The sequence below is a fragment of the Synergistaceae bacterium genome, assembly GCA_017444345.1.
In the GTDB taxonomy this organism is placed as follows: Bacteria; Synergistota; Synergistia; order Synergistales; family Aminobacteriaceae; genus JAFUXM01.
Genome location: JAFSWW010000073.1, coordinates 1 through 22,473, shown reverse-complemented (window position 1 = coordinate 22,473; position 22,473 = coordinate 1). Strand labels below are relative to the sequence as shown.

At 40.5% G+C, this 22,473-nt stretch carries 20 protein-coding genes, 1 tRNA gene, 1 pseudogene and 1 riboswitch; of the genes and pseudogenes, 13 read left to right on the top strand and 9 right to left on the bottom strand.

The window, feature by feature from the left end; genetic code table 11:
• Positions 1-267 precede the first annotated feature (267 nt).
• Positions 268-471 (bottom strand): cold-shock protein, encoded by a 204-nt coding sequence (locus IJS99_05110; GenBank protein ID MBQ7561193.1) that lies wholly within the window; start codon positions 469-471, stop codon positions 268-270.
• A gap of 186 nt (positions 472-657) precedes the next feature.
• Positions 658-765, top strand: a riboswitch (TPP riboswitch).
• A 43-nt stretch (positions 766-808) separates the two neighbouring features.
• Here IJS99_05110 and thiM point away from each other — a divergent pair.
• From thiM to mnmA, 7 genes and pseudogenes are all read left to right on the top strand, one after another.
• Entirely contained in the window at positions 809-1,624 is an 816-nt protein-coding gene (gene thiM, locus IJS99_05105; GenBank protein MBQ7561192.1) for a hydroxyethylthiazole kinase, read from the top strand.
• The gene (thiE, locus tag IJS99_05100) at positions 1,611-2,249 is read left to right on the top strand and encodes a thiamine phosphate synthase (protein ID MBQ7561191.1); all 639 of its coding nucleotides are present in this window, start codon (positions 1,611-1,613) and stop codon (positions 2,247-2,249) included. Before thiM ends, thiE begins: the two co-directional genes overlap by 14 nt.
• Complete coding sequence (locus IJS99_05095; GenBank protein ID MBQ7561190.1) at positions 2,182-2,880, top strand: HAD family phosphatase; 699 nt, start codon at positions 2,182-2,184, stop codon at positions 2,878-2,880. The genes thiE and IJS99_05095 overlap by 68 nt, the downstream gene beginning before the upstream one ends.
• A gap of 19 nt (positions 2,881-2,899) precedes the next feature.
• Positions 2,900-3,688 (top strand): annotated as a pseudogene (gene thiD, locus IJS99_05090) (bifunctional hydroxymethylpyrimidine kinase/phosphomethylpyrimidine kinase).
• A gap of 700 nt (positions 3,689-4,388) precedes the next feature.
• Positions 4,389-5,030 carry a thiamine diphosphokinase gene (locus IJS99_05085; GenBank protein MBQ7561189.1) on the top strand — a complete coding sequence of 214 codons (642 nt, stop codon included), beginning with the start codon at positions 4,389-4,391 and terminating at the stop codon, positions 5,028-5,030.
• Positions 5,031-5,198: 168 nt separating this feature from the next.
• Positions 5,199-6,377, top strand: coding sequence for a pyridoxal phosphate-dependent aminotransferase (locus IJS99_05080; protein ID MBQ7561188.1), 1,179 nt, complete (start codon positions 5,199-5,201; stop codon positions 6,375-6,377).
• 3 nt (positions 6,378-6,380) lie between these two features.
• The gene (gene mnmA / locus IJS99_05075) at positions 6,381-7,415 is read left to right on the top strand and encodes a tRNA 2-thiouridine(34) synthase MnmA (protein MBQ7561187.1); all 1,035 of its coding nucleotides are present in this window, start codon (positions 6,381-6,383) and stop codon (positions 7,413-7,415) included.
• On the opposite strand, the gene IJS99_05070 is transcribed toward mnmA, so the two are convergent.
• From IJS99_05070 to glgP, 4 genes are all read right to left on the bottom strand, one after another.
• Positions 7,406-8,392 (bottom strand): hypothetical protein, encoded by a 987-nt coding sequence (locus IJS99_05070; protein MBQ7561186.1) that lies wholly within the window; start codon positions 8,390-8,392, stop codon positions 7,406-7,408. The two genes, mnmA and IJS99_05070, sit on opposite strands and share 10 nt — an antisense overlap.
• Before the next feature lie 99 nt (positions 8,393-8,491).
• The gene (gene glgC, locus IJS99_05065; GenBank protein ID MBQ7561185.1) at positions 8,492-9,820 is read right to left on the bottom strand and encodes a glucose-1-phosphate adenylyltransferase; all 1,329 of its coding nucleotides are present in this window, start codon (positions 9,818-9,820) and stop codon (positions 8,492-8,494) included.
• A gap of 90 nt (positions 9,821-9,910) precedes the next feature.
• Positions 9,911-11,371, bottom strand: coding sequence for a glycogen synthase (locus IJS99_05060; GenBank protein ID MBQ7561184.1), 1,461 nt, complete (start codon positions 11,369-11,371; stop codon positions 9,911-9,913).
• Positions 11,372-11,404: 33 nt separating this feature from the next.
• Positions 11,405-13,147: an alpha-glucan family phosphorylase gene (glgP, locus tag IJS99_05055; GenBank protein MBQ7561183.1), complete on the bottom strand. Its 1,743-nt coding sequence runs from the start codon at positions 13,145-13,147 to the stop codon at positions 11,405-11,407.
• A gap of 660 nt (positions 13,148-13,807) precedes the next feature.
• On the opposite strand from glgP, the gene IJS99_05050 reads away from it, so the two are divergent.
• Complete coding sequence (locus IJS99_05050) at positions 13,808-15,493, top strand: SEL1-like repeat protein (protein MBQ7561182.1); 1,686 nt, start codon at positions 13,808-13,810, stop codon at positions 15,491-15,493.
• A gap of 80 nt (positions 15,494-15,573) precedes the next feature.
• Here the strand turns inward: IJS99_05050 and IJS99_05045 are convergent, their stop codons facing one another.
• The 4 genes from IJS99_05045 to IJS99_05030 form a co-directional block, all read right to left on the bottom strand.
• Complete coding sequence (locus IJS99_05045; protein MBQ7561181.1) at positions 15,574-16,068, bottom strand: hypothetical protein; 495 nt, start codon at positions 16,066-16,068, stop codon at positions 15,574-15,576.
• Positions 16,069-16,200: 132 nt separating this feature from the next.
• Entirely contained in the window at positions 16,201-16,638 is a 438-nt protein-coding gene (locus tag IJS99_05040) for a hypothetical protein (GenBank protein ID MBQ7561180.1), read from the bottom strand.
• Positions 16,639-16,707: 69 nt separating this feature from the next.
• Positions 16,708-17,991, bottom strand: coding sequence for a sensor histidine kinase (locus IJS99_05035; GenBank protein MBQ7561179.1), 1,284 nt, complete (start codon positions 17,989-17,991; stop codon positions 16,708-16,710).
• Positions 17,988-18,749 carry a response regulator transcription factor gene (locus IJS99_05030; GenBank protein MBQ7561178.1) on the bottom strand — a complete coding sequence of 254 codons (762 nt, stop codon included), beginning with the start codon at positions 18,747-18,749 and terminating at the stop codon, positions 17,988-17,990. The genes IJS99_05035 and IJS99_05030 overlap by 4 nt, the downstream gene beginning before the upstream one ends.
• Before the next feature lie 240 nt (positions 18,750-18,989).
• Here IJS99_05030 and IJS99_05025 point away from each other — a divergent pair, with 240 nt between their 5' ends.
• From IJS99_05025 to IJS99_05005, 5 genes are all read left to right on the top strand, one after another.
• Complete coding sequence (locus IJS99_05025; GenBank protein ID MBQ7561177.1) at positions 18,990-19,703, top strand: phosphoribosylaminoimidazolesuccinocarboxamide synthase; 714 nt, start codon at positions 18,990-18,992, stop codon at positions 19,701-19,703.
• Positions 19,704-19,705: 2 nt separating this feature from the next.
• Positions 19,706-21,082, top strand: coding sequence for an amidophosphoribosyltransferase (locus tag IJS99_05020; GenBank protein MBQ7561176.1), 1,377 nt, complete (start codon positions 19,706-19,708; stop codon positions 21,080-21,082).
• Positions 21,083-21,128: 46 nt separating this feature from the next.
• Positions 21,129-21,208 (top strand) — tRNA-Leu (locus IJS99_05015).
• A 34-nt stretch (positions 21,209-21,242) separates the two neighbouring features.
• A complete protein-coding gene (rfbA, locus tag IJS99_05010) occupies positions 21,243-22,136 on the top strand; it encodes a glucose-1-phosphate thymidylyltransferase RfbA (protein ID MBQ7561175.1) in 894 nt (297 codons plus the stop codon).
• A gap of 16 nt (positions 22,137-22,152) precedes the next feature.
• A partial coding sequence (locus IJS99_05005; GenBank protein ID MBQ7561174.1) for an SDR family NAD(P)-dependent oxidoreductase occupies positions 22,153-22,473 on the top strand: 321 nt, incomplete at its 3' end.

The window sequence follows — 22,473 nt, the reverse complement described above, 5'->3', positions numbered from 1 at the left end:
TCTACTCGTCTGCGAAGCAGGCGGGTGGGCGGGTGGGAGTAGAATAAAGCGTGATTTTGCGATAAATTTTTTATTAGTGATTGATCTTATATAAATGTGTGATAGAAAGAATAGCGCAATAAAATTTTTGTGTCTTAACTGTGAACTCGAAAAAAAAAAAATGAGGGTCTTGCATTCACAGGATCCCTCATAAATCATTGTGTCAAAGTGATTCCATCTGCTGCCTATATAGAAGTTTTCGAGGTAGTTTGCAGGAGACTGACTTACTTAAGACAGCTTTACAACGTTAGCAGCCTGAGGCCCCTTCTCTCCGTTTACGATATCGAACGAAACTTTTTGTCCCTCGTTGAGCGTCTTGAAACCTTCGCCCTGAATTGCGCTGAAATGGACAAATACGTCTTTGCCCTCGTCTGCGGTGATAAAGCCGTAGCCTTTGCTCTCGTTAAACCACTTTACGGTACCCTGTGCCATGAAAAAAAAGCCTCCTGAATAAATAATAAATAATAAAAATATTTGCCCGTAAAAAATATCTTGGGCGTTTACTATGTAAGATTACAGGTTTTATCTAGTTCTGTCAAGCGCAAAATATTTTAGTTGATAGATTGACTTGCAAAAAATATATATTCACGCGTATAATTTATAAAAATTTTATGATTATGTTCATTAAATGGGAGCTTGTGTTACAGGCTGAGAGGGAATAATTATTCCGACCATAAGAACCTGATCCGGGTAATGCCGGCGGAGGGAATTTCAGAATTTAATACAGGCTCATTTGAGAAATTTTTTAAGTTTTAAGGAGGAAAATATTTTGTCATTCGGAGTCTGTCTTGAAAATGTGCGTAATAAATCGCCCTTGATTCATAATATCACGAATTATGTTACTGTTAATGACGTTGCTAATGTATTACTTGCCTGCGGAGGGAGTCCCATAATGGCCGATGAGCCTGATGACGCAGTAGAAATCACTCAAATCTGTAACGGGTTAAATATAAATATCGGTACTCTTAATTCACGGACTATTACGAGCATGTTTAAAGCGGGGTTAAAGGCTTCAGAACTCGGCCATGTTTTATTGCTTGATCCGGTCGGAGCAGGTGCCAGCTCATTAAGGACTAATACAGCATTAAGGCTCATTAAAGAAATAAAATTTGATGTCATTCGGGGTAATGCGTCGGAAATAAAGACTCTTGCGCTCGGATCGGGAACTACTCACGGTGTTGACGCTGATAAGGCCGACTCAGTAAGTGATAATAATCTTGCGTTTATGATTGACTTTGTGAAAAATTTTGCGCAGTCTTCAGGTTCTATTATTGCATTAACGGGGGCTATTGATTTAGTTTCTGACTCGTCAAAATGTTACGTGATTCGCAACGGACGGCCTGAAATGGGCAGAATAACCGGGACAGGCTGTCAATTATCGGGAATTATGACGGCTTTTATCGCGGCAAATCCTGATAATAAATTAGAGTCTTCGGCGGCTGCGGTGGCTTTAATGGGCTTGGCCGGAGAATTAGCTTTTAAAGACGGAGTCGGCAATTCAAGTTATCGCAATAATATTATTGACGAGATTTATAACATGACAAGTGAAGAACTTGACCGGGGCGCAAAATATGAAATTTTCTAGACAAGATTTATTGCTTTATGCTGTAACTGATAGATACTGGCTCAACGGGCGCAGATTATATGACGACGTGAAAGAGGCGATTTTAGGCGGGGCGACTCTCGTTCAATTGCGGGAGAAAAATTTATCACATGACGAATTCAAGCGCGAGGCCTTAGAGATTCAAGCATTATGTAAAAATTTCAATGTCCCGTTTATTATTAATGACGATGTAGAACTTGCTAGAGAAATCAACGCCGACGGGATTCATGTTGGACAAAGCGATATGGAGGCCGGAAATGTGCGGGCTTTAATAGGTCATGACAAAATTTTAGGCGTTTCTGTCAGGACGCAGCAGGAAGCAATTATCGCCGAGTCAAAAGGTGCTGACTATCTCGGAGCGGGGGCAGTCTTTCATACGGGATCAAAGTCTGATGCAGTCGATATTACTCACGAGGCTTTGAAGCAAATTTGTGAATCCGTAAAAATTCCCGTCGTTGCAATAGGCGGAATAACAACGCAGAATTTAGCCGAACTTAAGGACTCAGGAATTGCGGGAATTGCAGTAATAAGCGCGATCTTTGCCCAAGAAAATATCAGGAAGGCAGCCGAGAATTTACGTGAATTATCAGGAAAATATTTTGCTTGATAAGAATATTAAGGCCGCAATTTTTGACGCAGACGGGACATTATTAGACTCTATGCATATTTGGCGGGAATTAGGTTCGCGCTATCTTGAGTCTTTAAATATTGTCCCTGAAAAAAATTTAGCTGAAATTCTTTATCCCATGAGCTTAGAACAGGGCTGCTTATATTTGCAGAATAAATATAATTTGTGCTTCCCCGTGAATGAGATTCAATCAGGAATCCTGCGCATAATCGAAAATTTTTATTATTATGAGGTCGAATTAAAACAGGGAGTCAAAAAATTTCTTGACTCTCTCAATATTCCTAAAGTAATAGCAACTTCAGGAGATCAAAATTTATTGCAGGCAGCATTGACTCGCAACGGGATAAATAAATATTTCTCGAAAATTTTTACATGTTCGGAGCTCAACACGAATAAACACGAGCCTAAAATTTTCATTGAATGCGCAAATTTCTTGAATTTAAAGCCGAATAATATAGCCGTGTTTGAAGACGCTTTATATGCATTAAAGACGGCCAAGTCAGCAAATTTTATTACAGTCGGAGTCGAAGATAATTCAAATATAGACAAGCGCGCAAGAATTATAAATATATGTGATTATTACGTTAAAAATTTTATAGATTTTATTTAACAGGAGGGACAATAATTTAATCATGAAGACAGCTTTAACAATTGCAGGCAGTGACTCATCAGGAGGGGCGGGAATTCAGGCCGATATTAAGACTATGACAATGAACGGAGTTTTTGCAATGAGTGCTGTTACAGCATTGACGGCGCAAAATACTTTAGGAGTCACGGGAATTCTTGAGTCATCGCCGGATTTCTTGAATAAACAGTTAGACGCAATTTTTACGGATATATTCCCTGATTCTGTGAAAATCGGCATGGTATCAAGTTCAGATTTAATACACGTTATCGCCGAGTCCCTGAAAAAATATCACGCAAAAAATATCGTAATAGATCCCGTCATGGTAGCAACTAGCGGGAGCAAATTAATTAATGACGACGCTATAAAGACTCTAGCAAATGAGTTATTACCGCTTGCTATGATAATAACACCTAATATTCCCGAAGCTGAAATTTTATCGGGCATGAAAATTAATAACGAGTCTGACATGATTCAGGCTGCCGGGAAAATTAATTCTTTATTCGGGTGTGCTGTGCTGCTTAAGGGCGGTCATGCAGTTAATGACGCAAATGATTTATTATGTACCAGGCAGGGCGTTTATAAATGGTATTACGGCAAAAGAATTAACACGAATAACACACACGGGACGGGCTGCACACTTTCAAGTGCTATTGCTGCGAATTTGGCGAAAGATTTTACACTTGATGAGTCTGTCAGGCTCGCAAAAAATTATATTTCCGGTGCTCTCGGTGCTATGTTAGATTTAGGCAAGGGCTGCGGACCTATGAATCACGCTTTTAATTTATCAGATAGATTTATTCATAAATATAATACCGGCTTTACTTGCAAAAATAATTATAAAAATTTGCTTGAGCGTTTACGTGATTCCGTCTCTGATTTCTGGGCAGAATATAATAATCACCCGTTTGTGAAGGGACTCGAATCCGGAAAATTAGACCCGCAAAAATTTAAATATTATATAATTCAAGACTATTTATATTTAAACGAGTACTCAAAAGTTTTCGCACTGGGAGCAGCAAAGGCAAAATCACTCGGAACTATGCAGATATTTGCGAACGTGATTCAAGCTATAGCAAATGTTGAACTCGATATACACCGGGGCTATATGGGCAAATTAAACGTAACTCAACAGGAAATAGACTCGACTCCCCGTTCAATTGAGAATCTTTCTTATACGTCATATATGCTGCGAGTGGCCTATGAAGAGGGAGAACCGGAAATCTTAGCGGCGATTTTGTCATGTGCTTTGAGTTATGAAGATATAGCAAAAAATATCGTGAAGAATAACCCGGAATCAAGTAATCATGAATTATATGGGAACTGGATAAAATGCTACTCAGGTGAAGAATATAGCGCGACTAATCAAATTTTAGTGAAAGCAATAGAGGAGTCAGCAAAAAATTATAGTGAATCGCAATTAAATCACTTGGCCGAAATTTTTAGAAACTGCTCGCTCTATGAAATGGGATTCTGGGACATGGCATATAATCATGAATAATAAACGCTGTGTAATAATAGGCGGTGCAGAAATAAATAATTACTCGTTAATGCGCAAATATTTATCGAGTCAGGACTATTTTATTTACTGTGATTGCGGGTTAAAACATGTTGACTCGCTGGGATTTAAGCCTGATTTAATAATCGGAGATTTTGACTCGCATTCTAAACCTGAAAATTTAAATAATGTTATAGTCCTGCCCGTCATAAAAGATGATACGGATTCGATTTATGCCGTGAAAGAAGCTATTAAACGCGGTTATGATGATTTCTTGTTAATCGGAGTAACAGGCGGAAGGCTTGATCACACTTTAGGGAATATTTACGCGCTTATGATGTTAAAGCAGGCAAATAAACGAGCGATTATTATAGATGATTACTCAGAAATCGAATTAATTTCAGCTGGTGAACGAGTCCGTGTAAAATATGGGTGTAAATTTTTCTCCTTAATAAATATTTCAGGGACTGCACGCGGAATCGATATAAATCACGCAAAATATAATCTTGAGAATGCTGAGATTACGCCGTCATATCAATATGGAATAAGCAACGAGGTATTAAGCCCTGACAATGACGCAGAAATTTTTTTACGAGAAGGCAATTTATTATTAATTCGTGTATTGCCATCCCGCTAGCCCGAAATGAAAACGCGAACTTGTTCGCCCGCCCCTCCCCCCCTGCCCCCCTCCCAACCCCGAGGGGGGAGAAAAAAATATATTATATTGCAAAATGTGCGAGTAAAATTTAAAATTGTCTATAAATATTATTAGACACGTTAAACGAAAGGATTTGAAATTTTTACCATGCCGAAATTAAGTGATAGAGTCGGAACTTTCACGGACTCTGTTATAAGACGAATGACTCGAATCAGCAACAAATACGGTGCAATTAATTTATCGCAGGGATTTCCTGACTGGGATCCGCCTAAGGAAATGCTTGACTCACTTGCTAAGGCAGCATATACAGGCCCGCACCAGTACGCTATAACTTTCGGAGCTAAAAATTTCCGTGATGCAATTTGTGAGAAACAAGGCAAAGCAATTAACCGCGAAATCGACCCGGAAACTGAAATAGTTATTACATGCGGAAGTACTGAAGCAATGATGTCGGCAATGATGACTATCTGCAACCCCGGCGATAAAGTATTAGTTTTCTCGCCATTTTACGAAAATTACGGCGCGGACGCAATTTTGTCAGGAGCGACTCCGATTTATGTGCCTTTAGTGCCTCCGACATATGATTTTGATATAAAGCTGATAGAACAGGGCTTCAAAGACGGCGCAAAAGCAATTGTTATCTGTAATCCCTCGAATCCCTGCGGAAAAGTTTTCACCGAGCATGAATTAATCGCAATCGGCGAACTTGCTGTAAAATATGACGCTTATATAATCACTGATGAGGTTTACGAGCATATAGTATTTGACCCATATAAACACGTTTACGCGTCAGGACTTCCCGGAATGTTCGATCATGTTATTACGTGTAATTCGCTCTCGAAAACTTATTCAATTACTGGGTGGAGACTCGGCTATTTAATCGGCCCTGCTGATGTTGTAGACGGAGCTAGAAAAGTTCATGACTTCCTGACAGTCGGAGCAGCTGCCCCCCTCATGGAAGCCGCCGTTAATGCGTTTAAGCTGCCGCCCGAATATTATGACGATCTCAAAGCAAAATATACTGAGAAGCGAAATAGATTTTTGCAGGGACTCGACAACGCAGGATTAAAGCATAATGTGCCGCAGGGTTCTTATTTTGTCATGGTAGATATAAGCAATTTCTTGCAGTTACCGCAATTTGAGGGCTGGACGGATCTGGCTTTCTGTGAATGGGTAATAAAGAATATAGGAGTAGCCGCTGTTCCGGGGTCTAGCTTTTTCCGTGAGCCGATAAATAATTTAATAAGATTCCATTTTGCGCGTTCGAGTGAAGTATTAGACGAGGCAATAAGAAGACTCCAGAAAATGAGCGATCTATTAAAATAATTCATGAGTGTTTTAATTGCCATGAGCGGGGGTGTTGATAGCAGCGTCTCCGCTTTCTTAATACGCGAGAAATATAAAACCTGCAAGGGCGCGACTATGATTTTACACGGGAATTCATGCGATGATGCAAGGAAAATTTGTGATAATTTAGGGATTCAACATGAAATAATTGATTATTCCCGCGAGTTTGCAGAAATAGTGATAAATGACTTTGTGAGAATTTACGAGTCAGGAGGCACGCCGAATCCCTGTATAACATGTAATAAATTTATGAAATTTGGATTAATGCTCGATTATGCGAGAAAATCAGGACTTGAAAGAATAGCGACCGGACATTATGCAAGAATTACGCGTGAAAGTTCAGGCCGTTATTTATTGAGCAAGGGCAAGGATTTAGAACGTGATCAAAGTTATGTGCTTTATATGCTTACACAAGAAAAACTTGCTAGTATAGATTTTCCATTAGGGGACATGACTAAACCTGAAGTAAGAGAGCTTGCAGAGTCGTTAAATTTTGTGAATGCTAGAAAACATGACTCGCAGGATATTTGCTTTGTTAGTGATAATGATTACGCGGGATTTATTAAAAATTTTACCGGCAAAATTTACAAGTCCGGGAATTTCATAGACGAGTCAGGGCGTATAATAGGCACTCACAAGGGCATAATAAATTATACAATCGGACAGAGAAGGGGACTCGGAGTTGCTGCAAAATCGCGTTTATACGTTGCAAATATAGATATTGACTCGAATAATATAATGCTTGCTGAAGAGGACTCAAAAGTTTTACAGGCACGCGGAGTAATTGCCAGTAATGCGAATTTAATAGCACTTGACGAGGTAAAAAATTTTCATGCCCGTGTGAAATTGCGTTATCGGCAAAAAGAAATTCCTGCGGTTATAAATCAAGAGAATAATAAATTAATCATAGAATTTGCAGAGAGTCAGCAAGTCCCGGCGATCGGCCAAGCAGCAGTAATCTATGACGGGGATATAGTAATCGGGGGCGGGACTATTTCGCAAATAATTCACTCGTAAAATTTTCTTAAATATTTATCGTACATATAATCATACATGCTGCGAAATTCTTTAACCCGCTCGAAATTGTCAAGAATTGCCGGGAGCCTGCGTTCATATTCAGCCGGTGTGCATTGAGATAAAATTTTCTCGATATTTTGAGCGTCATTTACTGAAATATTTATGATTCCGTCGGGATTAAAGAATTCATGTATCCTAGTAGCTCCTAAATAAACGGGGATGGTCTCGGCTGCGAAACAATTTGTAATTTTTTCAGTGAAGAAATACGGCGTTATATCATTCTCGATTATTATGGAGTATCTATATTTTTCGAGTGTGCGTTCCGGTGGAATTAATGAGCCCTTCTCGCCCGTGTCAAATGTCCCATAAGCGTCCGCAAGATTTTGATCTCTGCACTTGAAAGCTAAATCTTTACGCAATAAATGCAGCTCGCATGATTTCTTATGAGATGACAGAATCGAAATATTTTTATCTTTGCGCAAATAATTATCACGTGAAAGTTTAATATTTCTATCAATTTCGCCGTACCAGTAATTAGCACAAAACGGAACTAACCGGGCATTATTAATCGTCTCAAGAATATCAATATCAAACGTGAAGACTAAATCAAATTCATTCTCGAAATATTTTTTTTCGCGTAAATATTTCTTGTAACATTTTGGCTTGATTGCTCGTGATTCGTTCAAGAAAGCGAATCTTTTATCAGGACTCCCGACAAGATTAAATGCTTCATAGTGGCTGTAAAAATGAGTCTTCAGCGCAAAATTATATCTGTCCCATAAAATATATTCAGGCTGTCTTGTAGCATATGGATTGTGCGAGATTTCGCGGTCTGACAGGAAAAACACGTGTAATTTCTCCCCGTGTGAGTTATAAATTTCGGGCGGTTCGGGATTAATAGGGCTTCTGCGGTTATAATACGGCGTGAAGTATAAATATTTTCTCGTAAATTTCTCAAGTTCTGACACAAGCGACAAATTAAATTACTCCTTCATTAAATAAATATATAAATAAAAGCACCTCCGGAAAAATATATATAATCATTTCCGAAGATGCCTGAGATCTCATAAAATTTTTTAGCCCATAGTGTCCCAGCTCTGAGCTTCTTCTAGTTCGTCGGCACCTGTCAAATATAATTCTTTAGGTACACCAGCGACTACTATGCCGGATTTAGGATCTACATAATAATTTTTCGCGTCAAGTTCGGGATCTTCGCCTATAACTGTCCCGTCGGGGATAATATTATGACCGTCTATAATAGCGCGTTTGATTCTGCAATTTTTGCCGATTACAACATCATGGCCGATAATACTTTGTTCGACAACGCTGCCGGCCTGAACGAGACAATTTCTAGCAAGAACTGAATTAGACACGTCCGCTCCGAAAATCCTGCTGCCTTCAGATAACATTACTCGGTTAATATTACACGGGTGGCCGCTGTCAGGATAACAATATGAAGGTGGATCACCATAAGAAACCGTGCGAATCGGCCACATGGGATTATAGAGCGTCATTTCTGACTCGTGGCCTATTAGTTCCATATGTGCCTGCCAGTAAGCATAAAGAGTTCCTACGTCGCGCCAGTAGGGTTTATCAGTTCTCCACTGGTGAATTAATTCTGTCTCGGCTGACGGGTGAGGCAATACATTTGTCGAGAAGTCATAAGCGCAGACTTTCATACCATGTGCAACGAGATCCGGTATAATATCTTTGCCAAAATCGTGGCTTGTTTCTTCCTTCATTGCGTCGGCATTTAATGACTCTTCAAGGACTTTGCGCTCAAAAACGTAATTGCCCATTGAGACATAACTAAAGCCGGGTTTATCGGGAATTTCGGGGGGATTCTTCGGCTTCTCCATGAATTCAAGAATTCGGCCTTTGCTGTCAGTCTTAATACAGCCGAATTGATTCGCCTCTTCGACGGGAACGACATTTGCAGCAATTGTAACATCTGCATGCTGCGCCATGTGCCACGCGATCATTTGATCAACGTCCATTTTGTAAATATGATCTGCGGCAAAAATACAAACTCTGTCAGCACGATAACGAGTAATCATGTGTAATGCTTGATATACTGCATCTGCTGTGCCTTGAAACCAGTGTTCACCGCTCCACATTTGCGCCGGTACTGTAGTAACGAAGAAATCTCGGCCCCTCATTGCTCCGCCGAACTGCCAGCCACGTTCGATATGTTCGCTTAAAGATTGACTCTTGAACTGGGTCAGAACATAAATCGAATAAATCCCGCTGTTAATTAAATTGGAGAGTGCAAAATCAATGATACGATACTTTGCGGCGAAGTAAACTGCAGGCTTTGCGCGATAACGTGTAAGCGGCATTAAACGCTCGCCCTTGCCTCCTGCGAGAACGATGCCTAACACTCTTCCGTGTTTGCCTGTGTACATGAAATTAAACCTCCTTCATATTTTATAAACAAAGCCCCCCGCAAAAATTTATTTATTCACAAGAGGCGTTTATTCCTGATTAATAATTAATTACTGCATTAAATCCTCATACATTGCTCTATAGAGACCGGCTGATTTGTCCCATGTGAAATCTTCACGCATTCCCTCAAGCATTATTTTTTTCCATTCGTCTTTATTCTGGTAACGCTCAACAGCCCGCCTCAATGCCCACATCATGCCGTCAACGTCGCAGGTTAAGAAAGTGAATCCGTTTCCGCCTTCTGGTCTGTCAACGTCAAAAACTGTGTCACGCAATCCGCCGACTTCACGAACTACAGGAACAGTCCCGTATCTCATTGAAATCATTTGAGACAATCCGCACGGCTCAAACACTGAAGGCATCAAGAAAATATCTCCGCCCGCGTACATTAAGTGCGATAATGGCTCGTCATAACCTTTGAATAATTTAATGCTGCCCGGGTTAGCTTCTGCTGCTTGAATAATTCCATTTTCTATCCAGTCTTGGCCGGAGCCGAGAATTAATAATTTTGCGCCCGTTTCTGCAATTTGATGAGCCGCATTAAATACCATATCGAACCCTTTTTGTTCAACGAGTCTGCTTACACACACTATAACAGGAGCGTCTGTGTTCTCGTCAAACCCTGCCCGCTTTAGTAATTCTTTCTTGCAAGCTGCTTTGCCTCTGAGATCCTTAACTGAAAATTTTGCCGGAATTGCTTTATCCCCGTTTGGATCCCAGTATTTAGTATCAAGTCCGTTGATAATGCCTCGTAACTTGCTGCGCTGCTGATATAGAATTCCGGATAATTCACGAGTTGACTCGTAAGTCTGAATCTCGCTCGCATATGTCGGTGATACTGTGCTGACTGCTGTAGCTGCGACGATTCCGCCCTTGAGTAAATTAACTTGTCCGTAAAATTCCATCGTTGACGAACTGAAGCTCCAAGGTTCGAGTCCTGAAGCCTCAAGGAACGGGGACGGCTCAAATATTCCCTGATAAGCAACATTGTGAAGAGTCATGATGCTTTTCTCGCCGGTCTGCCGGTAGTGTCTATGCCAAGCCAAAGCACATGGAAGAAACGCGCTCGTCCAGTCATGACAGTGATAAATATCCGGCACCCAGTCAATAGCGTTCTTGAGCTCTAATGCTTGCATACAGAAAACGGCAAACGGTGAAGCAGTCCAAAAATTTAACTGCGAGGGATACATATCGCCCGAATAATCTTCAGCCTTCAAGAAATACGTCGTAACGCCCTTAATATCGGCCTTGATTATATCTGCTGAATGAATGCGCCAATCATAAGCCGCATAAACTTTTTTGCGCACAGTTGTTGTCTTTACGCCTGAAGCCGCGACTCTCTCAAGAACTCCGGGCCATGCAGGAGTTACTACTCTTACATCTACGCCCGCCTGACATAATGCTTTCGGCAGAGATCCCGCTACATCTCCCAGTCCGCCGACTTTTGAGAACGGTGCAAGCTCTGTCGATACAAATAAAACTTTTATTCCACTACCGTTTTTAACAGCCATTTTTACTACAATTACATTCCTTTCAGTACAAGATTACATGCCTCTGAAGTCTATTGAATAGGCTTTTGCGGCATATTCGCGAACTACTCTGTGTGTGTTGAAGAAGCTCGCGTCAAGGGCAATAGTATGCCTCATCATATCGACCCACTTATCATGATTATTGTAGTACGTGGGAATAACTTTTTTCTCTAATTTCTCGTAAAGATCAATTGCGTCAAGATTTTCGTCATAATGTGCGTCTGCTTCTGTTTCTGTAGGTTCGGGGCCGATTGACCAGCCTGTTACGTCTTCAATCCAGCCTTCAATCCACCAGCCGTCAAGCACTGAGAAATTCATGATACCATTCATAGCGCACTTCATTCCGCTTGTTCCGCTTGCTTCTCTCGGTCTAACAGGAGTATTAAGCCATACGTCTACACCCTGAGTCAAAAGCGATGCAATTTCCATGTTGTAATTATCAATAAATATAATAGGAAGTTCTTCGCCTAATTCGCGCCCGGCCTTGCGTATCTTCTGAAGTAATTTCTTTCCGCCGTCATCATGAGGGTGAGACTTGCCAGCAAAAATAAATTGAACCTTCCCGCCCGCTATTTTCTTGAGTCTCGCTACATCAGTTAATAATAAATCTGCACGCTTATAAGTTGCCGCACGTCTTGCAAATCCTAAAGTCAATTTATTCGGGTCTAACTGCACGCCGTTTGACTCAAGGACTCTAGCAAACAATCTCAATTTTGAAGCCTGATGAGCTGCCCAGACTTCATCTTTAGGAATCGTAAGAGCCTGAACGAGTCTGCCCGGATCTAATTCCCAGCCGGGTATATGCTTATTATAAAGTTTTCTCATTCCTGAGCTTACCCATGTTGTAGGATGGATTCCGTTTGTGATCCAGTCAACAGTTTCCATTTTGAACATTGAGTTACTTACTTCAGCGTGTTTCTTTGCGACTCCGTTTACATAGCGGCTATATTTCAATCCTAATTCAGTCATTGAGACTCCGGGCATATTCGGCATCATTCGTCGAATAGTTGCGAGTGCGTCATCAGGGAAGACCTGATCAATCAGGCCGAACTCAAAATAATCATGTCCGGCGGGGACTGGCGTATGAGTCGTAAATACAACTTGTTCGCGGATTCTGTCAGGGTCATAATATCCAAGTTCACGCATTAATTCGAGAGTCAAGAATCCCGCATGTCCTTCATTAAGATGGAACGTGTCAATATTCATATAACCTAGTGCGCGTAACATTCTCAAGCCGCCTACACCGAGTATAAATTCCTGACAAAGTCTGTAGCGATTATCACCGCCGTATAAATACCAGCAAAGTTTACGATCATCGGGGTGATTAGGCTCGAAATCAGTATCAAGAAAATAAATCGGTAACGGATAACCAGTCGCGCCAATGCACTCATAGACCCAGACTCCGACTTGAATCTCTCGGCCTTGAATAGTTATAGAAATTCTGTTAGGTAATAATGTTAACTCTTTTGAAGGATCCCATACTACGGGCTTTTCTTTCTGCCAGTCATCTTGATTGAATTCTTGAACAAAATATCCCTTGCGATATAAAAGCGTTACTCCAGCCATAGGAACTCCGAGATCTGCGGCACTCTTGAGAATATCACCCGCTAAAACTCCAAGTCCCCCGGAATAAGTTGGGATAGACTCCTTAAGTCCGACTTCCATTGAGAAATAAGCTACAGGACGGAAGGCGGGGTCGTTTTCCATCAGCGTACGGAGAGAATTTCCGAGATCGCTTCTGTGTAGTCTTTGTATCATGTAATATAATTAACTCCTTTCCGGTTAAAAGCAGACGGGCGAATTTAATAATAATTTTTCCCGGCTACAACTCGTAACTGCAAACTCCCATTTTAAATTTTAAGATTTCCGAGAATTTACGCTACAAAAAATTTTACTCATGTCAATATGTTAATTGATATTTTCGTGAAGTCATTATCTCATAAAACGCTGATTTTTGCGATAAAAAGCGGTTACGTTTTATTTTGCTGCGTCATTATTATTTATACGAGTCATTCAAGATAGACAGCGGGATTAATAAAAAATTTTTTCTAGCCTTCACGATTTATTTTGCCAGCTCAATATAAAATTTTCGAGCTAATATTTTGTCTTGAGTTCACGCAAAAAATTATTTCACGCACAATATAAAATTTTGACTTAATATCTGCCCGGCTTTCATAAAAAATTTATCTTTATAGCATATAAGTTACACAGCATGATTTTAACGCAATAATAAAATTTTCAAGTAAATATTTTGTCTTGAGTTCACGCACAATATAAAATTTTGCCTCAATATTTGCCCGGCTTTCATAAAAAATTTATCTTTATAGCATATAAGTTACACTACAGATTTTTATGATAGTTATTTAGTGCTAAAATTTTCAAATAATAATTATTCATGAAGGGAGATATTTTTACATCATGAAGAGACACTACAAATTTTCGCGTTCAGTCATTGCTTTATTTGTCTTATTCGCACTCTTAATTACGACAACGGCATATGCGGCAGATCTTAGAGCACTCACCCAGAAAGCACAAAATGGCGACATAAAATCTCAAGTCGAACTCGGTTTCATGTTTCACGAGGGGAAGGGAGTCAAGAAAGATTTTAAGGAAGCCGCAAAATGGTGGAAAATGGCAGCCGATAAGAATGACCCAGCAGCTTTAAGTCATATGGGAACAATTTACGCGCTCGGTGAAGGAGTCAAGAAAGATTATAAGCAGGCTCTTAATTATTATCAGAAGGCAGCCCAGAAAGGGAATTCTGAAGCACTGTATAATCTCGGCGTATTTTATGCGAACGGCTACGGAGTCAAGAAAGATTTTAATCAAGCTGTGAAATTTTACACTCAAGCAGCGAATAAAGGCAGCATCGCAGCACAAAACGCGCTCGGAGCAATGTATTATCTCGGTCAGGGCGTAAAGAAGACTCCTCAAGAGGCCGCAAAATGGTGGAATAAAGCATCACAAGCCGGAGACGCAGGAGCACAATATAATCTCGGAGTAATGTACGAAAAAGGAGTCGGAGTCAAGAAAGACCCTAAACAGGCCGCAAATTTATACAAGAAAGCAGCTGATCAGGGTTATGCACTCGCACAAAATAATCTCGGAGTAATGTACGAAAAGGGAATCGGAGTCAAGAAAGACTCTAAACAGGCAGCAGCACTATATAAGCAGGCAGCAGAACAGGGCTATACAAGAGTCCGTTATGATCTTGATATTGTAATATTCCCAGTATATAGCAGGCCGTTAATTTACGTAGATGTCTGGGGACCGGCTTATTGGTACTGCGGGGCTTACTACACGGGCGGATATTCTTATTACGGATACTATGCGCCGGGCGGTTATATTGGCGGAGGCGATTGGGTTTCAGTCGAGCAGAATAATACAACTATAATTAACGAATATAATGATTATAGCAATACTGAAATCACAAATCTTGAAGTCAATAATAACGAGTTCAATAACACCGAGATAAATAATACAGGTTACGGCGGCGGCGGCGACTTCTCAAGCAACAACGATAATGATTCGGGAACTGGCGGCGGCGGCGATTTGTCAGGCAACAACGATAATAATTCAGGAACTGGCGGCGGCGGCGATTTCTCAAGCAACAACGATAATAATTCAGGCACTGGCGGCGGTGGTGATTTTTCAGGCAACAACGATAATAATTCAGGAACTGGCGGCGGCGGCGACTTCTCAAGCAACAACGATAATGATTCAGGCACTGGCGGCGGTGGTGATTTTTCAGGCAACAACGATAATAATTCAGGAACTGGCGGCGGCGGCGATTTTTCAGGCAACAACGATAATAATTCAGGCACTGACGGAGGCGGCGATTTTAGCAATCAAAGTAACAACAACACACCCGAACCTGAATCTACACCCGAACCTGAACCCGAAACTGGCGGCGGCGGCGACTTCGGCAATCAAGAAGATAACAGTAACAACACACCCGAACCCGAGTCAGCTCCTGAACCCGAACCCGAACTCGATACCGGCGGCGGTGATTTTGGCGGTGACTCTGGCGGAGACTTTGGAGGCGGCGGCGACTTTGGCGGAGGAGATGCCCCTATGATTTACCCTGAAGGCGGCGGCGAATAAGATTTATTAATATTTCTGCGGAGTAGAGTATTTGCGCTCTATTCCGCTATTTTTTTGCGAGCATAAATAATTATGAAACTTTATTTAGAGATTAGATTATCAGAAATTTTGAATGTCTCAAGCAAATTTTTTTTCTCTATGAGTGCGAAAGAATCTAAAATTTTCGTAAAGCCTTCTTTGCCGCTCTCTAGTCCGACTAATAATATAACACACGCTTTGCCGCCTTTTACAGAGAATAAAGCGCGTGAAGGTAATTTGTGCTGATTCTTCATGTTGACGATATAATTTCCGTTCTCGTCTTCTTCAGGCGTTGTCATGTCAATATAGCCCTGCTGCTTATATACTGATGTCAAATAATCGGCGATTTGTTTCGCTGTTGATTCGCCGGCATCGTCTACCGTGATTGAGGCCATAGCGTTATTATCATTTTTCACAAATATAATCGTCGAGAGAGTCGGCATGGGATTCGCTGTCCAACCGTCCGGAACTTCAGCCGCAAAATTTCCTAAATCTTGAGCACCTGCAGAAATCGCAAGCACTAACACTAACGCAAATACTAAAGCAAGACGCTTCATGATAAATTAATACCTCCTGAAAAAATTTTTATTGTGAGAATGAATTATATCACGCTAATAAATAACGAACGAGAGAGCCCGCTTTTATGCAGACTCCCCCGTGAAAAAAAATTATGCTTTATGAGTAAAAATTTATTTTTCCTTAACTGAGTTAAGAATCTTCATGATGTCGTCTCCGCCATGTTCTGCCCCGCTAATGACCATTAGCATATATTTGCCGCCGTCTACCCTAAGCAGGCAGTTACTTACGACTCCTTGTTTATTCGTCATGTCAAATGAATAATCGCCGTCCTTGTCTGCTTCAGGTTTTGTAATTTCTGAGAATTGGCCGGTCTTCTCAAATTCACCGACAAAAGCCTCTGCAAGCTGTTCTGCTGTTGCCCCGCCTGACTCGTCCACTGTAATAGTAAGACTCGATGTGTTGTCATTTTTCGTAAAAATCACTGTAGGGCCGTTCTGTGATGCTGTCCAGCCGTCCGGAACTTCAGCCGTGAACTTCCCGAAATCCTGAGCACCTGCAGAAATCGCAAGCACTAACACTAACGCAAATACTAAAGCAAAACGCTTCATAATAAATAGTACCTCCTAAAAAATTTTTATTCGAGAAAGACTCATAAATACAAGTCATTACTCACAAATTTATATATCTATGTAAAATATTAATCCCGCTGAAAAAATATTATTGTCCGTCTTTATGTTCAATGAGCCGCCGTAACGCCCGACTATGTTTGACACCGAAGAAAGCCCGATCCCTGATGACACTGGCAGCCCGTTTTTATTTAATTTAATCGAGCCTTCAAAGGGGTTATCAATTGAGAGTCCAAGCATAGAGTCAGAAAGCATTGACGAAATTATATTTATATTGCGTTTGCTTGAGTCTAAATTCTTGACGGCCTTCAAAGCGTTTTCTGTCAAATTTCCGAGTACTGCGCAAAAATCTGACTCTTTCACGGGCAATACTGAAGGAATCTCAAGTCGCCAGAAAATTTTTGTGTCCTGTTTCCTAGCAAATGAGTCATAATGAGAAGCTACGGCATTCACTGCACTATTTGAAGAAAATATTATATATTTTGCAGTTGACGAGTCATTTAATTGCGATAAATATTCTCTTAACTCGTTAATTTTGCCTAAGTCTGCGAGTTCGCTAATCACGTGTAAATGCTGCCTGAAATCGTGCCTTAAAATTTTAGCGTGTTCTATATAGCTTTTAAGCTCGTTATACCGCTTATTCTCAAGTCTCAATAAAATATTTTCCTGCTGTAAATTCGCGCTCTGTGTTAATTTTGCCGTAGTCCACCAGAAAATATAATATAAAATAAATATCATCAACGGAATCAACGAGAAAAGAAACATAGATATAGATCTAACGCGGCCAGTCATTACAACACGGGGACTCACAGGTGTAGCCCAGTAAATTAAAATCGTCATCACAAGCGGAATCAAATATAAATAATTCCATATAGCGTTAATTCTTTCTTCATTGAGTAAAACGGGAATTCTTTTATAGGCCGTCCTGATAAATATTAATATCATTAATAGAGCTATAGCAAGATTCATAAAGCCTGACTCTAACAAGAAAACGCCGGACTCGTTCGCAATTTCAAGCGGACCCATTAATATAATCGTATAGGCCGGACATATAGCACACAACATTGCAGAATTGAAGAAACAAAATAATTTCTTGTTAAATTGCATGTCAACGCAGAAATAATAAATTATAAATAGTCCCAGCAAGCCCGCTATTAATGCCGCCTTAGATTTCAAGAATGCGCCAATCACAATAAAGCACGCAAGAAATATACTTGTCAGGCCGTAAACTATAAGCGAGTCAAATTTTAAGTGTTCACTAACCGGCATAAATGAAAATATTGCAGCTGGTATAATTATCGCAAATTCAAGGGCATAACGTAAATATAAAATCATATTCCCGCACTCCCTCGAATTCTTGAGATTTGATACTGCGTGAAGTCTTCTATAATTTTCGCCCTGCCCCTGACTTTCAAAGGATAACGCCCGCCGTCTTTCATGATAAATACTTCTTTATCTTTGCTTAGAGATCTAACACAGTCCATATTTATAATTAATCCCCTGTTACATAATAAGAATCTTTTATCACTCAGCAAAATATTATCGACCTCGTTAAATTTCATTGAGCAAATAAGGCAATTGCTGTCAGTCATTATTATTTCTACTGCGTGATTACTTGATAGCACAGCCGAAATTTTTTTATAGGGAATATTATAATTACTTCGCGAAACTCTAACATTCAAAGCAGGCTCAGGAGATTCTAAAATTTTCACAGCTTCAGTTAATGTCTTGCTAAGCCGCTCAAAGTCATAGGGCTTCAGAATATAATCAAATGGTCTGACAGGCACGGAGGCAGAGAAAAACGAATCAAATACGAATTCACGCGATGACGTTATAAATATTATCAGGACTTGAGAATCTATTAATCTGATTTTGCCGGCTGTCTCAATCCCGTTTATGTCATTCATTAATATATCCATGAAGATAATATTAAATTTTTCCGGCTCAAATCCTCGTAAAAAGTCGCTGCTGTTCGTGTAGTGAGTAATAGTTTTTGCTGTTCTGTGCTGTTTTGCGAAGAATTTACGAATAACTGTACTTAATTTATAAGCGTCATTTTCCTGATCTTCAACTAGTGCTATATTGAAATCCATTTATAAAATCTGCCTCCTTCCTAATCATTTCATTTATTAATTAGCGGCTTTACAGGGCATGTGAATTTTTACGGGATAAATTATTTCACTCTCTCAAGAAATTAACAATCAGGCATGAATGACTTTCACGAACTATAAAAGATTTTCGCGCAAAAATAATACTTTCTAGCAAATTTTTTCTTGAATGTAATATAATTTATACAGTTTTTCATGAAAGGAATTAATTTTTTTATGAGCGACATTCAGAAATTAGAGCAGATTTACGAGGGCAAGGCGAAAAAAGTTTTTGCTACATCAAGCCCCGATTATTATATCGTCGAATATAAGGACGACGCGACTGCATTTAACGGGCTCAAGCACGGAACTATCACGGGCAAGGGCATAATAAATAATAAAATGAGTAATGCAATGTTTCAATTACTCGAAAAAAACGGAGTCAAGACTCATTTTGCCGAACAGTTGAGCGACAGGGAGACTCTAGTAAAAGCCGTAAAAATTGTCCCTCTTGAGATAATTATACGCAATATCGCCGCCGGTTCATTCTCAAAACGTTACGGAGTCGAAGAAGGTACGCCCCTGAAAATTTCTACTCTTGAATATTCCCTGAAAAATGACGCACTTAATGACCCGTTAATAAATGACTCTCATATTATCGCGCTGGGAGTAGCAACTGAGCATGAATTATCACAAATTAGCTCGATGGCCTATAAAGTTAATGAAGTCTTGAAAAATTTCTTTGCTGGAATCGGCATTAAATTAATAGACTTCAAGATTGAGGCCGGAAGACTCATAAATAATAACAATGAAATAATTTTAGCTGATGAGATTTCGCCTGACACGTGCAGATTCTGGGACGCTGCGACAAATGAGAAACTCGACAAAGATAGATTCAGACGGGATCTCGGCGGAGTGGAAGAAGCCTATCAAGAAATTTTTTCACGCATAAATAAATAAAAATGTCCAGTGAACTTCACGAAGAATGCGGAGTAATAGGCGTATATCGCAATGATGAGAGCAAGAATGCAGCCCACCTTGTTTATTACGGGCTGTATGCTCTTCAACATAGAGGCCAAGAGAGTGCGGGAATTGCTGCGAACTTTAGCGGCTCAATGGAGCTGAGAAAGGGGCTCGGTCTTGCTGGTGAAGTCTTCAGGGGTGAAACTTTTACGAATTTTCCCGGAAATATTGCGATCGGTCATGTCAGATATTCAACTGCCGGCGATGAAAGCGTCAGGAGTGCCCAGCCTTTAGCAGCTTCTTGCAGGCTCGGAGAAATTGCCCTAGCTCATAACGGGAATCTTGTAAACGCCGACTCATTGCGCGAAATGTTGACGGATGAGGGCGTAATCTTTCACACGACAAGCGACTCGGAGTCAATATTAAATTTAATTTGCCAGCATGGGACCCGCGGAATTCTGCCCGGCATAAAAAACGCTATGAGTCTAATCAAAGGCGCGTATGTTCTCGTAATAACAATAGGCGACAAATTAATCGGAGTTAGAGACCCTTACGGCCTGCACCCTTTATGTATAGGGACTCTTGCGAATAATTCGGGATATGTCCTTGCGTCCGAAACTTGCGCACTTGAAGCACTTGACTCTGAATTTTTGCGCGATGTAATGCCCGGTGAAATTGTCATAATAGATAAAAGCGGACTTCAAACTATAGAGCCTTCTCACTGGTGCAAGAAAAATTTATGTGTCTTCGAGATGGTATATTTTGCGCGCCCTGACAGCATAGTTGACGGAGTCAGCGTTTATGAATTTCGGCGTAAATGCGGAATGAAACTCGCCCAGCAAAATAAAATCGATGCAGACGTAGTTATGGCCGTGCCGGATTCGGGGATTCCTGCTGCGATTGGATATGCTGAAGCGTCGGGGATTCCATACGGCGAGGGCTTAATCAAGAATAAATACATGGGAAGGACTTTCATTTTACCAGTTCAGGAACAGCGCGAGGACGCAGTAAGAATCAAACTCGCTACAATCAGGCATAATATCGAGGGCAAGCGGTTAATAATAATTGATGACTCAATAGTAAGAGGCACGACCTTAAGGCGAATAGTTAAGCATTTGAGGGATTCAGGCGCGAAAGAGATTCATGTTTGTGCGGCATCTCCTGAAGTTAAATTTTCTTGTTATTTCGGAATTGATACGCCTCACAGAGAAAAATTAATAGCCGTCCAGAAATCTATAAATGAAATTTGCGAGTATATAGGAGCCGACTCAGTTACATATTTGAGTGAAGAGAATTTGCGGGAAGTCTGTGAGCAGGATACTTACTGCAAAGCCTGCTTTAATGGAAATTACCCGATGGAAGTTCCCATAAACTAGCAAAATTAGCTTTACATGTTAAAATATTAGTCATCCACTTTTTTGCGCGGGGGTGGCGGAATGGTAGACGCGCTAGACTTAGGATCTAGTGTTTATGACGTAGGGGTTCAAGTCCCCTCCTCCGCACTATTATAAAATTTTCCGGGAGGCTTTTAAGCGCATGAAGGGCATAGTTTTAGCTGGAGGCAGCGGCACACGTTTATATCCTCTTACTCTTGTAACGTCAAAGCAGTTATTACCCGTCTATGATAAACCGATGATTTATTATCCCCTTTCAATATTAATGCAGGCAAGAATACGCGATATATTAATTATTTCGACACCTGAAGATTTGCCGAGATTTGAAAAGTTATTAGGCAGCGGAGAAAGATTCGGGCTTAATTTTTCTTATGCTGAACAGCCTTCACCGGACGGACTGGCGCAGGCATTCATAATCGGCAAAAAATTTATAGGCTCTGACACAGTAGCTATGATTTTAGGCGATAATATTTTTTCAGGTCAGGGACTCGCGAAAAGACTGCGGGCAGCTGTCAAGAATGCAGAATCAGGGAAGGGCGCGACAATTTTCGGATATTATGTTGATGACCCTGAAAGATTCGGAATCGTAGAATTTGACTCAAACGGGCGGGCTGTCTCAATCGAAGAGAAACCGGCCAAACCTAAAAGCAATTATTGCGTAACAGGCTTATATTTTTATGACAATCGAGTTATAGAATTCGCCGAAAATCTTAAACCTTCAAAGCGGGGCGAACTCGAAATAACGGACTTGAACCGCATATATCTTGAAATCAATCAATTGAACGTAGAATTATTAGGTCAGGGCTTTACGTGGCTAGACACTGGGACTCATGAGAGTTTAGCGGACGCTACAAATTTTGTGAAGACTGTAGAGACCCATCAACACAGGAAAATTGCTTGTCTTGAAGAAATTGCTTACTTAAACGGGTGGATTAACCGCGACGAAATTATGAAAGTTTATGAGGTCTTGCGCAAAAATCAATACGGGCAATATTTGAAGGATATTCTTGACGGTAAATATATAGATACGCATTAAAGGAGGTATTATAAACTTGCAGAAAATTTTTATAACTGGGGCAAATGGGCAGTTAGGGCGCGATTTAGTTCACGAGCTTACTTCACGCGGAATTAATTGCATTGCGTCTGATATTCAAGAAAATTTTTCGGGTTCAGAGTCCTGCGAATATATTAAACTTGATATTACGAATTATAATGATGTCGAGAAAGTATTAAAAATTGTCCGTCCTGATAGATTAATTCATTGTGCTGCGTGGACTGCTGTAGACTTGGCCGAAGATGAGAATAATAAATCTAAAGTTTTCGCAATAAACGTAACAGGAACGGAAAATCTTGCGCGCCTATGTTCAGAATTA